This is a genomic window from Rhodococcus sp. UNC363MFTsu5.1 (genome assembly GCF_000686785.1).
In the GTDB taxonomy this organism is placed as follows: domain Bacteria; phylum Actinomycetota; class Actinomycetes; order Mycobacteriales; family Mycobacteriaceae; genus Rhodococcus_G; species Rhodococcus_G maanshanensis.
Genome location: NZ_JMLO01000026.1, coordinates 17,792 through 33,808, shown reverse-complemented (window position 1 = coordinate 33,808; position 16,017 = coordinate 17,792). Strand labels below are relative to the sequence as shown.

Genomic DNA, 16,017 nt, shown 5'->3' with positions numbered 1-16,017 from the left:
AGGGCAGGTGGGGTCGCATTCTCAGCGATCATACAAACAATCGGAACTGTGTATGATCACTTTGGTCGAATCCACCGCCGTTCGCACCGGGGCCGGATGCGGTGCTGGTACCGTCCGCTCGGTGGCACGCAGACGTGGATGGGGTGGAAGTCCCCCCGGCAGTGACGAGGAAGCCTCCCGGCGCATAGTCGCCGCCGCGGTCGAGGTGATCTCGCGCACCGGGTCGGCGATCAGCATCGCCGACGTCGCGGAGTCGCTCGGCGTGATCCGCCAGACCGTGTACCGCTACTTCCCCAGCGCCGAGGCCCTGATGCGGGCCGCGGCCATCGCTTCCGTCGACGGCTTCCTCGATCGGTTGACACAGCATGTGCACGGCCTCAAGGATCCCGCCGAGGCGATGACCGAGGGCGTGATCTACACGCTCGACGAGGTGCACCGCATTCCCCATCTCGGCATCATGCTCTCGGGTTCGCACACCAACGTGGGCGCCTACGGGCTCACCTCGGACGAGGCGCGCGCCTTCGGCATGACGATGATCCGACGCTTCGACGTCGACTGGGAGGGGCACGGATACGACGAGGAATCGCTCCGCGAACTCGTCGAGTACGCCCTGCGGACGATGCAGTCGTTCTTCATCTCACCCAGCAACCCGCCCCGCAGCGAGGAAGAGCTTCGGGGCTATCTGCGCCGCTGGATGGGAACGGCCATCTCCGCCCAGACACGCTCGCCCACAGGCGATTAGCCGACCATCCGCGCCAGTTCCCCGGCGCCGCATCTAGACTCATCGCATATCCGGAGGGGGGTTCGGTGACGATGGTCAGTTTCTTCACCAGACGTGGAGATCTACTCGTGGCGGAAGAGTTGGCGGTGAGCCACTGGACGCCGACCCAGGTCGGCGGTCACGCCGTGTGCGGTCTACTCGCCAGGAGCCTCGAAACGCACTGCCCCGCCGGGTTCGTCCCGGCCCGGATGACCGTGGACCTGTTCAGACCGGTCCTCAACGCCCCGATCGAGGTGCGCAGCGAGGTCGTCCGCCAGGGCACCAGGATCACCGTCGCGGACGCCTCCATCGTGCAGGACGACCAGGTGCGGGCACGCGCCTCGGCGGCGTTCCTGACCACCGGCCCGGCGCCCGCGGGCCGGATGTGGAGCCCGGAGGCGGACCTGCCGGTGCCGTCGGAGGGCAGCGTGTCCCCCTATGGTGCGCCACCGCTGTTCAAGAGCGGCGATCGCGAGTGGACACACGACTTCGCGGCGAACCAGAACGCCGACCGCAAGACCTCGTGGCACAGCCTCCCTCCCCTCGTCGACGGCGAACCGATCTCGCCGTTCCAGCGGGCCGCGGTCCTCGGCGACACCACAAATCACGTCTGCCACTGGGGTTCCCATGGCGCCGGCTACATCAACACCGATATGACACTCACGCTGTCGAGACTCCCCGTCGGATACGAACTCGGCCTCCGCGCCGACAACACCGTCACCTCCGAGGGCATCTCGATCGGGACCGCCACCCTCTACGACCGCACCGGACCGCTCGGCACCTGCGTCGTCACCGCGCTGTCCAACGGCCGTCGGCAGATCGACTTCACCCGGTAGGTCACGCGGGGGCCTCACCGCCGGGCGAGGAACTCCAGGATGCGGGCGTTGACCGCCTCCGGCCGCTCGAGCTGGAGGAAGTGGCCCGCGCCTGCGATCAGGTGGGCCTCGCTGCCCGGCGGGAGGCCGGTTCCCACCAGGGCGGCGAGCCGCGGATCCAGGCAGCCGTCGGTATCACCGTGGAGGTAGAGCGTCGGGACCACCGGCAGCCGCATCTCGGCTCCGGCCCAGCGCCGGTAGCGCGCGGGGGGACGCGCGAACTGCCGGATGTTGTTCCGGTAGTAGCCGATCACGGCCCTGCGGTGCGCCGGATCGGCGATCGCCTCCAGCACGGCCGGCAGGTCCTCGCTCGCGTCGTATCCGGGTGACCAGTCGGCCCACAACCGACGGACCAGCGGTTCCGCGACGCGCTCGGGCAGGACCGGGAGCTGGTTGAACAGGATGTACCAACTGTTGCGCAGCTGCCGCGGGAGCACGCGCAGCGCGGCGGGCGTCCGCAGGGAAGCGAACGGCGGGACGGAGAGCGCCGCCACGGCGACGAAGGGGTTGTCGGCGTGGGCGGCGAGCGCGTTCGCGGTGATCGCCCCCCAGTCGTGTCCGACCAGCACCGCGTCGGACCCGCCGCCGAGCCGGGCGTGGACGGCGACGGCGTCGTCCATCAGGGCGGCGATGTGGCCGCTACCGTCCTCCGGCACCCCCGAGGGGGCGTAGCCGCGGGTGAACGGGGCAACCACCCGCCAACCCGCGTCGGCCAGCGCGGGGCCCAGGTACCGCCAGGTGTGCGCGGTGTCAGGAAAGCCGTGCAGCAGCAGCGCCAGCCGGCCGGTCGCGGGTCCCCAGGTCAGGGCCCGCAACCGGACCTCGTCCAGGTCAAGGGCGATCTCACGCATGCCGACCATCCTGACCCATCCGCCACCCCCTCACCGGGTCAATGCATCCAAGACCAGCCCAGCCACGGCCGCCTGGGTCGCGGCCTGGGGATGGACCCCGTCCTCGAGCAACGATTCGGGTCCCGTGACAGCCGGGCTCGTGTCGATCACCACGTCTCGGTCCCCCGCGATCCGGCGGACCGCATCGGCGGTGCGTCGGACGTCCTCGTTGGACCAGTGCAGTCCGGCGCCGCCAAAGAAGGGAAACGCGGCGACGGCCGCCTCGTCCACCGGCGTTGGGGTCAGCCAGATCCATTGCGCCGCATCGTCGGACGCTCGCTCGCGCAGCAGCCTCAGGTTCCGCTCGGTCTCGGCCTCGCTGACCAGCCGCGGCCCGTCCACACCGCACCGCTGGATGTCGTTGCCGCCCAACTGGATGAACACCCGGTCGGCCTGCTGCCGGCGGACCCCGGCCAGCCCGGCCAACGCCGCCGTGGTGGACGCCCCCGACACCGCAAGGTTGATCAGCTCCAATCCCAGGTCGGGCCGGTGCCGGTCGATCAGCATGCGCAGCACCTCGAACCAGGACAACCGATCGGCCGTGGTGCTCTCGCCGATCGCCACAATGCGCTCCCCCGGGGCGAACGGCAGTCGACGCAATCGATCCGCCACCCCCTCGTCCGCGGCAAGCCGGTCCGATGCCTCGTCCCGCTGCCGATCCAGATCGGCCAGCGCGGCCTCGTATCCCGCCAGGTCGGTGCCGAACAGCGCCGCCTCGGTGGCCCGGTCCGGCCGCGCCCATGGCAGCGCCCGGTCCGGCCGCTGAAATCGCACCAACTTGGGCAACATCGGATTGCTCATCGCGAACTCCCTTGATTTGCAGTGGTTTCACCACGCCGGACCCGCCGACGCGGCAGCAGGAATGCCGCCGACACAATCCAGGCGAAGGCAGGGAACCGGGCGATCGGCAGCAGGATCGACAGGCCGGGCAACGCCACGGACAGCGTCGCGACCATCGCCACAGCAGCGATCACCAGGCCCGCCCAGGAGTGCCAGCCGGGCAGCAGCCCGGCCAGTAGCCCGGGCACGGCGATGCCGGCCACGAGCAGCCCGAGTGGCACGACGAACCCTGCCCCACCGGTGACGAAGGCCAGGTCGTGCAGCAGCCGGATCAGTTCGTCGTGCGCCAGGATCTCCGGCCGGGTCAACGCCCAGCTGAAGCCGGCCGACATCGCCAGCGACACCGCGGCGAGGATGCCGCCCGCGAAACCGATCCGCGGCCCGGGCGCCTGCACGCCGAGCCGGCCCAGCCGAACCGACACGACCGCGGCGAAGACGGCCAGCGGCAGCGCGGCGGCGAACTGCAGCAGGCCGGCCACCAGCACCTGGTTCGCGTGGTCCCGGAAGTAGCCGACGATCTCCTCCCCCTGGGCAAACGGCGACGGGTAGACGTCCCCGCCGCTCAGCACGATCGGCAGTACCAGCGAGGCCATGAAAAGGCCGACGGTTGCGATCGCCACCGGCGGTAGCGGCGGCCCCTCCTGCGGACGCCTCCCTTGCGCCCGACCGGGGGCGCGGTCGAGCGTCTGCACGCCACCCGACGGTCCGCCCGACGGCCGGCCGACGGTACTCCTCGTTTCGGTCACGTCCTCGTTCACAGCGTCATCCCTCCGGTGATGTCGATGGTGTTCCCGGTGATCCATCCCGCCTGGTCCGAGACGAGAAACGCGACGGTCTCGGCGATGTCGGCGGGTCGACCGATGCGGCGCAGCGGCACGCGTTCGGCGACGGCGGCGAGCTGCGCGGCCGGCATTCGGTGCCGCAGCGTGTCGGTCTCCACGATGGACGGCGCCACGCAGTTGACCCGAATACCGTTGCCTGCGTATTCCTTTGCCAGATGCTCGGTCAGCATCACCACGCCCGCCTTGGCCGCCGCGTAGGCGGCGTTGGCCTGCGAGGCCCGGCGCCCGGCACTGGAGGCGACGGTGACGATCCGCCCGTCGCCACGCTCGACCATCCCCGGCAGGACGGCCCGCAGGGTGAGGAACGTCGAGGTCAGGTCGAGGTCTATGACCTCCCGCCAGCGTTGCGCACTCATCGCCGCCGACGGCTCCGGGTCTCCTGCGCCGCCTGCCAGCGGGACCGTGATGTCGATCGGCCCGAGGTCCTCGGACACCCGTTCGGTCAGCTCCGCCAGGTGGTCGGGGTCGCGCACGTCACCCAGGTGAGCGGTGGCCGTACCGCCCGACCCGCGGGTCTGCCGGACCAGTGCGGTCAACCGATCCTCGGTGCGCCCGTGTACGGCCACCGTCGCTCCGCGGTCGGCGAGGGCGCGACTGACGGCTGCCCCGATCGATCCGGACGCGCCGGTCACCAACGCCACCCGACCGGTGAGGTCGGCTCTGTCGAGCTTATTGATTTCTGTCATGTAATCATTCATAGCACAGAATGATTGCGCGTCAATGGTATGGTGCGAACATGGCCACCGACCCCGCGGCGCAGCCGTTCCGACCGCCCGCGCAGCGGGTCAGCTTCCTGCTCTCCCAGCTCGGCACGTACGCCACCGCCCGGTTCGCCGAGCGACTGTCCGCGCTGGAGCTGCAGCCGAGCGACGTCGGCCTGCTACGGCTGATCGCGACCGATCCGGGAATGAGCCAGCAGGCGTTGGCGACCAAGCTCGGCGTGGTGCCGAGCCGGGTGGTGGCGCTGGTGGACGGCCTGCAGACCAAGGGGCTGGTGGAGCGTCAACGCAGCGCAAGGGACCGCCGCAATTACGAGCTACACCTGTCCGTTGGCGGCCGGGCGGTGATGGCGCAGATGCGCCAGATCGGGGAGGCACACGAGGCCGACCTGGTCGAGGCCCTGTCGGCGGACGAGCGGCGCACCCTGGGCGAATTGCTGGCGAAGATGGCCACCAGCCACGGCATCGAGCCGGACGTACACCCCGGCTATCGCGGCCAGCCCTGACGGACACACATCGGCCCGAGACACCTGTGCCGCGCGACGGCGAGCGTCGCACGGCACAGGGGTCGCGCCTCGGTCAGGCCGATACCTCGACCGTTCCCCGCCAGGTCGCGGGGTCATCCAGGATCCGCACCGCGTAGTCGGCCAGGGCCGCGCGGCTGATCGACCGAGGCTTGTCCAGGTGCCCGTTCACGGCCGCCCGGACCTCGCCCGCCGAAGCGGCATCGGTGAGCATCGGCGGCCGGATGATGGTCCATCGCACGTCCTGCGCCGTGACGAACTCCTCCATCCGGGCCATGTCGGCGTATCCGTGCCGGTATCGCGGCTGGATCACCCACCGCGTCACCACACGCTGGGCCAACGGCGTGCCGGGCGCGATCTCCAGACCCGCCGAGGACAGGCAGACGAGCCGCCGCTCGGAGCCGCCGGCCAGCGCCTCCAGTAGGTTTGCCGTTCCCTGCGAGTAGACGGCGGTGGGATGCCTGCGATCCGTGCTGCCCAGGCAGGACAGGACCGCCCGGCAGTCGCCGACCTCCGAGCGCCACTGCCCGCCCTGCAGCACGTCACCCCCGATCACCCGCAGCCCCGGTCGGGCCGCCACCACCTCCGGCCTGCGGGCGACCGCAACCACCCGATGCCCGGCGGCCAGCGCCCGCTCCAACGCCAACCGTCCGGTGCCGCCGGTCACCCCGGCCATCAACAGGTCCATAGCAACTCCGATCGCAGCAGTAAATGATTCATCTAACTGAACCATATTCACGCGATTCGCGCACCCACATGCCGAGCGAGACCCCCACCGCCCGGAGGCTCGGGTCTCACGCCACCGACAACTCGGGGCGCATACCGCCTGCGGTGACGGTGCGGTCGGCGACGGGAAATACCTTGAAGCCCTTGGCGATCAGATAGACGGCGAAGCTGACCTCCCATGCGAACACCGGCAGTGCGGAGATCGCATGGGCGGCAGGGCCATAGAGCCCGAACAACACGGCGACGGCCGAGGCGGTGACGAGGGGGCCACCGACGAGCCCGAGCACTGCGATGGGCCGGGGCGCGAGCTCCGACCGGTACACCAGGTACGCCAGTACCAGGCTGTTCACGCCGAGCACCACGCTCGGGCCGAGCAGGAAGGTCCAATCGTGGACGGCGACCAGCACCTGCCCGACCGCGACGAGGGCGCCCTCGTCCGCGCCAGCGGCCGCGCCGTCCTGCCGCAGCGTCACCAGCGACAACACGCTGACGATGCCGACGGCGATGAGGGCTGCCTCGAGGATGCGGCCGGCGACATGGGCGAGGGCGAGACTCTCGTGCCGCCTGCGGATCACCGGGTACAGCGTGACGGCGGTGCCGATGACGGCCGCGACCAGGACGAGTTCACAGAGACCACCCAACAGCACCCGGCCGTCGGCACCGGCGCCGCCGAGGTAGCCGGCATCCGTGAGGGCCGGCTGATAGAGGGCCAGTCCGGCGATCGCCGAGACCTCGGTGATCAGGAACAACACACCCGCGGCCACCGCGGTCCTTCTAGCTGAGGTCATTGCGCCACTCCTCGAGATCCGGAGGTGTACTACGTACACCAGTGATCGGAACGGTAAGGTGTACGAAGTACACCTGTCAACCGATGACGGATGTTTGTCGCGAGAGGACGGAGCCGATGGCCCGAAGCACGGCGGAGGCTCGCCGCACGCCCCTGAACCGAGACCGCGTGCTGGCCACCGCCATTGCCCTTGCCGACGCGGAGGGGATCGAGGCGGTGAACATGCGCCGGCTGTCGCAGGAGCTGGGTGTGGTGCCGATGGCCCTCTACAAGCACGTGGCCAACAAGGACGAGCTCCTCGACGCCATGGTGGACACGGTCGTGACCGAGATCGACGCCCCGGACCCGAACCTGATCTGGCGGAGCGCGATCCGGTCGCGCATCCTGTCCGCCCGCGCGATGCTGCTCCGGCACCCGTGGGCGCGACGCGTCATGGAGTCGAGGACCACCCCGACACCGGCGGTGCTGGCCTACATGGACTCCACCATCGCGACGTTCGACGCCGGCGGTCTGTCCATCGACCTCACCCACCACGTGATGCACGCGCTGGGGAGCCGCATCTTCGGGTTCACCCAGGAGCTCTACGCCGATGCCACGAGTGCGGCGCCTGCCCCGCCTGCGGCCGCCGCCGCCCAATTGGCCGCCGCCTACCCCCACATCGCGGCCGTCGTCGCCAGCCGACCGCACGACGGACACTCGGTTGTGGGCACCGGCTGCGACGACCAGTTCGAGTTCGAGTTCACCCTCGATCTCCTGCTCGACGGTGTCGAGCGGCTGCACCGACGGGGCTGGACCTCTGGGTCAGGGAGTGGCGAAGCAATGGCGGCGTCAGGAACCGGGTGACCCCCACACCAACGTCTCGCCGCCCACGCGAACACGTCCGAAGAACCGCCGCCCGCCTTCCGCACCACCGCGGTTGTAGCCGTCCATCATGTCGGCCAGCTCGTCGGCGAGCGCCCGCAGGGCCGGGCTGACGGTCTCGATGCCGTCCTCGGACACCCACCCCCAGTCCCGGGGGACGTCGTCGATCGTGATGACCACGCCTGCATCGTGCGGAGTCTCGACGAGGTAGGTGATCCCGGGAGGGGCATCGCGTATCGGATCGTGCACGGCCGGCTGCCCCGGCACAGTGGTGGTCGTCAAGACCACTCGCGCGAACGCGATGTCGTCGCGGATCGCGTCCGCGATGTGTGAGAGACCCGCATGCCTGCCGACTCGATCGGGCCGCGCACCGTGGGCAGGGTCACGGGAGCCGTCCCTGGCGGACCTCGTCAGGATCCGATCGAGCATCCGCTGCGCCGTTGCCCGCTCACCGGCGCCGGTACGTGGATGCTCGATCAAGGTTCGCAGGCGCGTGATTCGAAAGCTTGAGTTTCCGGCCACCCACCCAGGCTAGCCAGCGGTGTGCTCGACATTCTCGCCGCGGGGCACCGCCCGTTCACCAGGCCCGACATAGGCGGCGAGCAACGGCGGCGGCATCGGCCCCTTGATGCGGTGACCTCCCTCGCGTTCTTCCCATGAGTGCGCGAGGATCCCGACCGATCGGGACAGGATGAACAGGCCGCGGGCCAGCTCGGGCGCGAAACCGAGCTCCGCGTAGATGACCGCGGTAGCCGCGTCGATGTTCATCGGCACCGGGCGCGTATGCCCCTCCGCGAGTTGCCGTTCGATCTCCTCGGCGATGACCAGATGCTCCCCTGACACCGTGCCGAGGTCGACGTGACTCCGCACCGCGGCGAGCAGGGGGTCGCGCCTGGGGTCACGTGGATGGAAGCGATGCCCGAAGCCGGGCACGTACCGGCGATCGCGGGCGAACTCGTCGAGGGTATGCCGCACGACCCTCGTCAGGTCGTCACCGGCGAGGGCGGCCCGGCGGATCCCGTCGAGGACCTCCACGCATTGCTGGCCGGCGCCGCCGTGGTCGTCGCCGAGCAGGCCCACACCCGTGGAGATGGCGCCGTGCAGGCCGACACCACAGGTCGCGGCCATGCGGGCCGCCGCGATCGACGGCGCCTGCGGCCCATGGTCGACCGCGGACACCAGTGCCTTCTCGAGCAGCGACGCCTGCGCGCGCGTCGGCAGGTCGCCCCGCACCATGAGCCAGATCATCTCGACGAATCCGACCCCGTCGATGAGCTGCTCGACGGGATACCCGCGCAAGCGGATGACGCCGGGTTCGATGTCGCTGACCGCGGTGGACCACCAGTCGGCGACGTCGCGGCTGCTGGTGCGGGACAGCGCGTCCTCGCGCGCGTTGCTCATATCGCGTGATCCTCACGGAGACTGTCGATCTCGGACCGAGAGTAACCGGCCTCGGCAAGGATCTCGTCGGTGTGCTCACCGAGTCTCGGTGCGGGCGACGCGGGCGACACCGCGTGTCCGTCGACATGGGTGGGAAGCCCGAGGACCTGGACGGTACCGCCACATGCGGCCGGGGACTCGACGGTGGCCACCAGGCCACGACCGGCGACCTGCTCCGAGCGCAGGGCCCGAGGTACCGACACCACGGGGGCCGCGGGGACACCGCCACCCAGGAAGATCTCGTCCCATTCCGTGGCGGTCTTGGCCTTGAGTGAGGTTTCGAGCTCCTCGCGCAGAACGTCCCTGTTCAGTTTGCGGTCTTCGCGGGTGGCGAAGCGAGGATCATCGACGAGTTCGGGGCGCTCGAGGATCTGGCACAGGGTCTCGAACTGTTCCTGCTTGTTGGCGGCGATGTTGAGGGCGCCGTCGGCGGTGCGGAAGGTGCCGGACGGCGCCGAGGTGATGTTCTCGTTCCCCATGGGAGTCGGTTCCCTGCCGGCGATGAGGTGGTCGGAGACCACCCATCCCATCGAGGTGAGAGCTGCGTCGAGCATCGAGGTGTCGAGGTAGGCACCCTGCCCGGTGCGCTGCTGACGTACCAGCGCCGAGGACACGGCGAAGGCCGCGGCGAGCCCACCGAAGCTGTCGCACACCGGATAGCCGACCCGCAACGGCGCCGTGTCGCGGGTGCCGGTCACCGACATGATCCCGGACAATCCCTGGACGACCTGGTCGTAGGCGGGCCTGGTCCGCATGGGCCCGTCGGCACCGAATCCGGAAACGGCGCAGTACACGAGGCGGGGATTGATGGAATGCAGTCGGCCCCAACCGAATCCGAGCCGTTCGAGTACGCCGGGACGGAAGTTCTCGAGCAGGACGTCCGCGCCCGTCACCAGCTGCTCGAACACCTCCTTGCCGCCTGCGGTCTTGAGGTTGACCGTGACAGAACGCTTTCCGGAGTTCTGCGCCAGGAAGGACGTCCCGAGAAGCTCGCCGCTCAGCTCGGCGCTGTCGCCGAGCTGGCGGGCGAGATCACCGGTCCCGGGTGTCTCGATCTTGATGACGTCGGCGCCCATGAGCGCGAGTTGATAGCCGGCGAAGGGGCCCGCGAGGACGTTTGTCATGTCCAGGACGCGGATGCCGGCGAGCAGTCCGGCGCTCGTGTCCGCGCCCCCGCCCTCGATATCGTGTTCGTGCTCTTCGTTCATAGGAACGCCTCCACACTTCCCAGACCGATGCTGCTGACCTCTGCTGCGGATTCGGTGACCGCCTCGACGTAGCGGTCCACCCGATCGGCGGTGAATCGGGAGGTGGGACCGCCGATGGAGAGCGCCGCCAGCACGCGTCCGTCGTCGGAGAGGATGGGTGCCGCGACGGCCGACGCACCGAGTTCGCGTTCGCCGTGGGTCACCGCGTATCCCGCTCGGCGGATGCCGAGCACCTCGCGGCGAAGCGAGTCGACGTCGAGGTCCGCGCGGCACTCGACGAGTTGACGCAGGACCGACTCGGGCGCCCCGCCGAGGAGGATCTTCGCGGCGGCGCCGGTTTCGAGGGGGTACGGGACGCCGGTCTTCACCACGCTGCGCACGGTGGCGGTTCCTTCGACCTGCGCGATCGAGATCCGGCTGAGGTCCTGACGGATGTACACGTTGACCGTTTCGCCACAGGTGTCGACCAGGCGGGTCATGACGCGCCGCGCGTCCGCTCCGACCTCCCACAACGACCGTGCGAGATCGACCCAGCGAAGGAAACCCGCGCCCAGGCTGTAGGTGGAGTCGCGTTGATCGACGATCAGCCCGAGCGCGTCCAGGGTGGCCAGTACCCGCACCGCGGTGGTCTTCGGCAGGTCGGTCAGCGCCACGATCTCGCGCAGCGTGCGACGGGGGTGGTCGACGTCGAACAACTGGAGCACGTCGACTGCCCGGGCGATGCTGCGCACCCCGCCGTCCACCTTGCCCGCCGCCGGTCCCGCTTCGGCCATCACCTCACACTAGACCGCTAGTCGGTTCTTCAGAACCATTCTGTGGTTTTCTTCGCCGCCCGCTCATCGCGATCCGTCGAAGCCGCCGTCAATCCAGGCCAGCGAGCTTACGTTCCAGCACCTCCCGCTCACGCTCGTTGCCACACAACCGAACTGCGACTCCCAGTTCGGTGCGCGCCTCATCGGTGCGCCCCAGGCGGGTGAGCAGCTCGCCTCGAACGGTCGGAAGCAGGTGCGAGTTCGACAGCGCCCCGGCCGCCACCAGCTCGTCCACGATCGACAGCGCAGCTGCCGGTCCCTCGACCATGGAAACCGCAACCGCCCGGTTGAGCTCGACCACCGGCGAGGGCGCGAGCCGGCCCAGCGCCTCGTAGATCAGCACGATGCGGCCCCAGTCCGTCGCGTCGACCGACGGTGCGACGGAATGGCATTCGGCGATCGCCGCCTGCAGGCCATAGACGCCGAGGCCCCGTCCGGCCCGCTCGGCGCGGGCCAGGGCGGCGCGCCCCCGACGGATCGCGGCGCGGTCCCAGCGGCGGCGGTCCTGGTGTTCGAGCAGCACCGGCTCGCCGTCCGACCCGGTGCGGGCGGGAAAACGCGCCGCGGTCAGCTCGAGCAGCGCCAGCAGGCCGTGCGCCTCCGGCTCGTTCGGGACCAACCGCGCCAGCACCCGGGCGAGCCGCTGCGCCTCGCTCGCGAGGTCGAACCGGATCAGGTCGCCACCGGAGCTGGCCGAGGACCCCTCGGTGAAGATCAGGTAGACCACGCTGAGCACCGAGCCGAGCCGCTCGGCACGCTCCTGCACCGACGGCACCTCGAACGGCACCCGGGCCGCCCCGAGGGTCTTCTTCGCCCTGGTGATCCGAGCCTGCACGGTCGCGGTCGGCACCAGGAACGCCCTGGCGATCTCGTCGCTGGTCAGACCGCCGACCACCCGCAGGGTGAGCGCCACCCTCGCCTCCCGCGACAGCACGGGGTGGCAGGAGATGAACATCAGCGCGAGCACGTCGTCGTCGATCTGGTCCGGGTCCCACAGCACGTCCTCGGGTTCTGCGGCCCGATCTTTCGGCGCGCCGCCCGAGACCACGCCGCCCTCACCCAGGTCGTGGGCGAGGGCGGCGTACCGCTCGTCGAGGGCGGAGCGCCTGCGGAACGCGTCAACCGCGCGGCGACGGCCGACGGTGAGCAGCCACCCCGCGGGGTTGCGGGGTTCGCCGTCGCGTGGCCAGGTCACGAGCGCCTCGGCCAGCGCCTCCTGCGCCAGATCCTCGGCCAGCGCGAAGTCGCCGGTATACCGCGCGAGCGCGCCGACGATCCGCGCGGACTCGATCCGCCAGACGGCCGCGACCGCCTCACGGCCGGTGGGATCTGCCATCGCCCGTCGAACCGCTCAGAGCTGGCCGGTGGCCTCGCGCCACGCCCGCTCCTTCTGGATCCACTCGTTGTCCTGCGGGAACTCGTCGATCGTGGGGACCCGGCGAATCTCGGTCTTGAAGCCGGGGCCGGTGATCGGCGACCGCTTCGCCCACTCGATCGCCTCCTCCTTCGACGCCACGTTGAGCAGGTAGAACCCGCCGAACAGCTCCTTGGTCTCGCCGTACGGGCCGTCGGTAACCACGGGCTGCTCGGAGGAGTGGTCGACGACCACACCCTCGGCGGCATCGTCGAGTCCCTCCGCGGCGAGCAGCACCCCGGCCCTGATCATCTCGTCGTTGTACTTGCCGACGGTCTCGAGCATCTCGTTGAAGTCGGTGTTCATCATTCCCGCGAAGGCCTCGTCGGTGGCTCGCATGATCAGCATGTACTTCATCGTTGTCTCCCTCGGTGTCCGGGTCCCTCTCGGACCCTCTCATCCATAGGTCGAACGGGGAAGGTCGCGGATCGACACGGTCACGAACTTTCTTCGGGCGATCCGAGTTCGGGGCGGCGCGGGGTCGGTCAACTCGACTTCCCGGCCGTCGGCGACACGCGGGCGACGAGGAGCACCAGCAGTCCGCAACAGGCGACGAGCATCCAGCCGGGGCGGGAGGCGTGCGCGAGGTCGGCGGGGGCGGTGGTGGCGACGACGCCGCCCGCGAGAGCAACGCCGAGGGCGGCGCCGAATTGGCGCGCGGTGGAGGTCAACCCGCCCGCAACCCCCGAACGGTCGGCCGGCAATCCGTTGACCGCGGTGTTGGTGATCGGGGCGTTGGAGAAGCCGAAGCCGATGCCGAGCAGCAGGTAGGCCAGCAGCAACACCAGGAGGCTGGTGTCGTCGTCCAACGCCACCAGGCACAGGCCGCCGAGGGTGGTGAAGGTACCCGCGATCAGCAGCGGCCGCCGCGGGCCGACACGTCCGACGAGAATCCCGGCGAGCGGCGCGCAGACCGTGGCACCGAGGGCCATCGGAAGAGTGACGGCACCCGCAGCCAGGGCGCTCATCCCTCGCCCGTCCTGGAGGTAGAGCGTACCGAGCAGCAACGTGGCGTTCAGTGCCACGAACACCACGACGGCACCGACCACGGCCCCGGTGAACGACTTTCGGCGGAACAGTTGCAGATCCATGAGGGGTTCGCGCCGCCGGGACTCGGTCCACACGAATCCCGCCGTGGCGGCGGCGACCACCGCGTATCCGATCAGTGCCACCGGGGAAACCCATCCGATTCGCGGACCTTCGATCAGCATCGCCACCGCGCCGCCGACCATGAGAACCAACAGCAGCTGACCGGGCACATCGAGCCTTCTCGGCCGTTGGCCTCTCGATTCCGGGACGAACAATGCGGTCAAGAGCAGGACGGCGACGACCACCGGCACGTTGATCCAGAACACCGATCGCCAGCCGAGGCTCTCGACGAGCGCGCCACCGGTCACGGGACCAGCGGCCATGCTGACGCCGAAGACCGCCGCCCACACACCGATCGCCCTGGCCCGCTCCCTGGGGTCGGTGATCACGTTGACCACGATCGCCAGCGCCACCGGGCTGAGCATCGACCCGCCGATGCCCTGCACGACCCGGGCGCCGATCAGGACACCGACGGAGGGCGCCAGCGCGCACGCGGCGGACGCGGCACCGAACACGAGCAGCCCGAGCTGGAAGACCCGTCGCCGCCCGACCCGATCAGCCACCGCACCGGAGGAGATCAGCAGGCTCGCCAGGACCAGCGTGTAGGCGTTGACCGTCCACTCGAGGCCGCGCGTGCCGACGTCCAGATCCTGTCCGATCGCAGGCAGGGCCACGTTGACCATGGTCGTGTCCAAGCCGACCACGAACAGGCTCAGGCAGCAGATCGCCAGCACGATCCGGCCCCTACTGGCACTGGGCGCAGGGCCGACCGGGCTCGGCGGGGCGGTGGTGCTGATTCCAGGCTGAGATTGCACGCTCATTCCTCCGGTCGGTCAACCGGACCGGGCGCGGGACTTCGCCGCACCGATCCCCATTCGTCGGGGGGATCGTCGCAGTCGATCACCCGGACCGGGTAGAAGATTTGCGAAGACTGCAAAATGGCCGGCATGGACGCCGAACTCGAGCAGGTGCTCGCCGACATCGGACCACGCCTGCGCTCGCTTCGCCGTGATCGCGGTATGACCCTCGAGGAACTCTCCGCCGCGACCGGCATCTCCATCAGCGCGCTGTCACGGCTCGAGTCCGGGAAGCGGCGTCCCACCCTGGATCTCCTCGTGCCCCTGTCCCGGGTTCATCGGGTGGCTCTCGACCAGCTCGTCGGCGCTCCCGCGACCGGCGATCCGCGCGTCCACCTCACACCGCAACGCCGCCGCAACGGCAGCGTCGTCATTGCGCTGACCCACTACCCGGGCCGAGTGCAGGTCTTCAAACAGGTGATCGGGCCGCGCACACCGAAACTCGTCGCCCACGCCGGATACGAGTGGCTCTATGTCCTCGCGGGTGACCTACGCCTGATCCTCGGCGAACGTGAGGTGGTCCTGCGCCCCGGGGAGGTGGCCGAGTTCGACACCGGCGAACCGCACTGGTTCGGCCCGGCGGGCGATCACCCGGTCGAGATCCTCCACCTGTTCGGACCGCAGGGCGAGCGGGCCCACGTTCGCGCGCGCCCGAAAGAACCTGCGGCCCAACACGATGAGGACCGCTGAGGACCAACAGACCCGATCCGTTACGCTCCCAGCCCGCGACGCAACAACCGCCACGCCCGGGCGGCGACGTCACGGCGGGAGGACTCGTCGGTCTGCAACAGGATGGGGGCGAACATCGCCAGCGCCAACACGACGTCGGTCGCATCCACGTCGGCGGCGACGGCGCCCGCGCGACGGGCACCCTCGACCTTGTCGACCAGCAGGCCGGTCATCCGCCGGCTGATCTCGAGGATGCGGGGGTCGTCGAACCCGGTGGGGCTGAGCATCGCGACGAATGCCGTTGAGGCGGTGATCTGCTCGACGATGAACTCGAGAACCTCGTCGAGCGTCGACTCCGGCCGGGTGGCCAGTTCCTCGATCTCGGCGATGTTGTCCTCGAACACCGCCAGGATGATGCTCTCCCGGTTCGGGAAGTGACGGTAGAGGCTGCCCTGGCCCACCCCGGCGGCGCGCGCGATCAGACTCAGCGGCGCATCGACGCCGTTCTCGGCGAACACCTGGCGCGCCGCATCGACCAGCGCCGCACGGTTTCCCGCCGCGGCCTTGGGGCCTCGATTGACGCCGCGCGATGTGTTCACGCCGACCACCCTACGGAGGTGGGGATTCCGGACATCGGCCGCCGCGGGCAGTGCACTGAACGGCTATTCGAAGCTTGACTCGGCAATCGGTGTGACGGAGACTAC

General features: G+C 69.8%; 19 protein-coding genes. 5 read left to right on the top strand and 14 right to left on the bottom strand.

All coding sequences use genetic code 11. From position 1 onward, the window contains the following. Window positions 1-121: 121 nt before the first annotated feature. Entirely contained in the window at window positions 122-742 is a 621-nt protein-coding gene (locus tag BR31_RS0119155; protein WP_027502391.1) for a TetR/AcrR family transcriptional regulator, read from the top strand. Between the two features lie 71 nt (window positions 743-813). Beyond that, entirely contained in the window at window positions 814-1,596 is a 783-nt protein-coding gene (locus BR31_RS0119150; RefSeq protein ID WP_027502390.1) for a thioesterase family protein, read from the top strand. A gap of 14 nt (window positions 1,597-1,610) precedes the next feature. Here the strand turns inward: BR31_RS0119150 and BR31_RS0119145 are convergent, their stop codons facing one another. The 4 genes from BR31_RS0119145 to BR31_RS0119130 are packed head-to-tail and all read right to left on the bottom strand — an operon-like array spanning window position 1,611 to window position 4,893. After that, on the bottom strand, window positions 1,611-2,486 hold the full coding sequence (locus BR31_RS0119145; RefSeq protein WP_081830586.1) for an alpha/beta fold hydrolase: 876 nt from the start codon (window positions 2,484-2,486) through the stop codon (window positions 1,611-1,613). A gap of 30 nt (window positions 2,487-2,516) precedes the next feature. Further along, complete coding sequence (locus tag BR31_RS0119140; protein ID WP_027502388.1) at window positions 2,517-3,326, bottom strand: SGNH/GDSL hydrolase family protein; 810 nt, start codon at window positions 3,324-3,326, stop codon at window positions 2,517-2,519. After that, the gene (locus BR31_RS0119135) at window positions 3,323-4,123 is read right to left on the bottom strand and encodes a hypothetical protein (RefSeq protein WP_231496595.1); all 801 of its coding nucleotides are present in this window, start codon (window positions 4,121-4,123) and stop codon (window positions 3,323-3,325) included. The genes BR31_RS0119140 and BR31_RS0119135 overlap by 4 nt, the downstream gene beginning before the upstream one ends. Continuing rightward, a complete protein-coding gene (locus BR31_RS0119130; protein ID WP_027502386.1) occupies window positions 4,120-4,893 on the bottom strand; it encodes an SDR family NAD(P)-dependent oxidoreductase in 774 nt (257 codons plus the stop codon). Before BR31_RS0119130 ends, BR31_RS0119135 begins: the two co-directional genes overlap by 4 nt. A gap of 50 nt (window positions 4,894-4,943) precedes the next feature. On the opposite strand from BR31_RS0119130, the gene BR31_RS0119125 reads away from it, so the two are divergent. Next, window positions 4,944-5,432 (top strand): MarR family winged helix-turn-helix transcriptional regulator, encoded by a 489-nt coding sequence (locus BR31_RS0119125; protein ID WP_027502385.1) that lies wholly within the window; start codon window positions 4,944-4,946, stop codon window positions 5,430-5,432. Window positions 5,433-5,505: 73 nt separating this feature from the next. Here the strand turns inward: BR31_RS0119125 and BR31_RS0119120 are convergent, their stop codons facing one another. Together BR31_RS0119120 and BR31_RS29290 are read right to left on the bottom strand one after the other, a co-directional pair. Further along, window positions 5,506-6,138, bottom strand: coding sequence for an NAD(P)-dependent oxidoreductase (locus BR31_RS0119120; RefSeq protein ID WP_027502384.1), 633 nt, complete (start codon window positions 6,136-6,138; stop codon window positions 5,506-5,508). Between the two features lie 106 nt (window positions 6,139-6,244). Continuing rightward, a complete protein-coding gene (locus BR31_RS29290) occupies window positions 6,245-6,964 on the bottom strand; it encodes a DUF4386 domain-containing protein (protein WP_037177294.1) in 720 nt (239 codons plus the stop codon). A 116-nt stretch (window positions 6,965-7,080) separates the two neighbouring features. Between BR31_RS29290 and BR31_RS0119110 the strand changes: the two genes are divergently transcribed. Then, window positions 7,081-7,806 (top strand): TetR/AcrR family transcriptional regulator, encoded by a 726-nt coding sequence (locus tag BR31_RS0119110; RefSeq protein WP_027502383.1) that lies wholly within the window; start codon window positions 7,081-7,083, stop codon window positions 7,804-7,806. Here BR31_RS0119110 and BR31_RS0119105 read toward each other — a convergent pair. The 7 genes from BR31_RS0119105 to BR31_RS0119075 form a co-directional block, all read right to left on the bottom strand. Next, window positions 7,792-8,304, bottom strand: coding sequence for a hypothetical protein (locus tag BR31_RS0119105; RefSeq protein WP_231496593.1), 513 nt, complete (start codon window positions 8,302-8,304; stop codon window positions 7,792-7,794). The genes BR31_RS0119110 and BR31_RS0119105 overlap by 15 nt on opposite strands. A 51-nt stretch (window positions 8,305-8,355) precedes the next feature. After that, complete coding sequence (locus BR31_RS29285; protein ID WP_037177278.1) at window positions 8,356-9,225, bottom strand: citryl-CoA lyase; 870 nt, start codon at window positions 9,223-9,225, stop codon at window positions 8,356-8,358. Beyond that, window positions 9,222-10,472 carry a CaiB/BaiF CoA transferase family protein gene (locus BR31_RS0119095; protein WP_051637572.1) on the bottom strand — a complete coding sequence of 417 codons (1,251 nt, stop codon included), beginning with the start codon at window positions 10,470-10,472 and terminating at the stop codon, window positions 9,222-9,224. Before BR31_RS0119095 ends, BR31_RS29285 begins: the two co-directional genes overlap by 4 nt. Beyond that, the gene (locus tag BR31_RS0119090) at window positions 10,469-11,245 is read right to left on the bottom strand and encodes an IclR family transcriptional regulator (protein ID WP_027502380.1); all 777 of its coding nucleotides are present in this window, start codon (window positions 11,243-11,245) and stop codon (window positions 10,469-10,471) included. Before BR31_RS0119090 ends, BR31_RS0119095 begins: the two co-directional genes overlap by 4 nt. A gap of 88 nt (window positions 11,246-11,333) precedes the next feature. Then, entirely contained in the window at window positions 11,334-12,620 is a 1,287-nt protein-coding gene (locus BR31_RS0119085; protein ID WP_027502379.1) for an RNA polymerase sigma factor, read from the bottom strand. 15 nt (window positions 12,621-12,635) lie between these two features. Beyond that, window positions 12,636-13,055 carry a YciI family protein gene (locus BR31_RS0119080; RefSeq protein ID WP_027502378.1) on the bottom strand — a complete coding sequence of 140 codons (420 nt, stop codon included), beginning with the start codon at window positions 13,053-13,055 and terminating at the stop codon, window positions 12,636-12,638. Window positions 13,056-13,183: 128 nt separating this feature from the next. Next, window positions 13,184-14,602, bottom strand: coding sequence for an MFS transporter (locus BR31_RS0119075; RefSeq protein WP_231496585.1), 1,419 nt, complete (start codon window positions 14,600-14,602; stop codon window positions 13,184-13,186). A gap of 132 nt (window positions 14,603-14,734) precedes the next feature. Between BR31_RS0119075 and BR31_RS0119070 the strand changes: the two genes are divergently transcribed. Further along, window positions 14,735-15,334: a helix-turn-helix domain-containing protein gene (locus tag BR31_RS0119070; RefSeq protein WP_027502376.1), complete on the top strand. Its 600-nt coding sequence runs from the start codon at window positions 14,735-14,737 to the stop codon at window positions 15,332-15,334. Window positions 15,335-15,354: 20 nt separating this feature from the next. Here the strand turns inward: BR31_RS0119070 and BR31_RS0119065 are convergent, their stop codons facing one another. Then, window positions 15,355-15,912: a TetR/AcrR family transcriptional regulator gene (locus tag BR31_RS0119065; RefSeq protein WP_027502375.1), complete on the bottom strand. Its 558-nt coding sequence runs from the start codon at window positions 15,910-15,912 to the stop codon at window positions 15,355-15,357. Between the last annotated feature and the right edge of the window lie 105 nt (window positions 15,913-16,017).